This window comes from Peribacillus sp. SIMBA_075 (assembly GCF_046534585.1).
Window position 1 is genome coordinate 1 of record NZ_JAWRYN010000598.1, and the last position, 272, is coordinate 272.

The following is a 272-nucleotide window of genomic DNA, read 5'->3' on the forward strand; positions in this document are numbered from 1 at the left end:
GGAAGAAAAAGCTGCTGTCAAAACACGAGGTAGTCAAGTTAATCCAAAAATTTTTGAAGATAAAATTGCTTATGAAAATCGAGCTTCAGATAATACTGAGATATATCTGTACACGATAAATACTGAGAGAAACAAGCAATTGACTGAAGGGTCGGATGATCAAACATCGGTACATATTCACAAGAATAAATACGTATATCTAGAGGGAAGAACTTTGATGGTTGGGGATGTAAGCAAATCAACCACCTCCGCCAAAAAAGTTGAATCCTCCG

General features: G+C 36.8%; 1 pseudogene. It reads left to right on the forward strand.

What is annotated here, in order from left to right:
* Nucleotides 1-272, forward strand: a pseudogene (locus SB775_RS29555) (hypothetical protein); the annotation flags it as partial.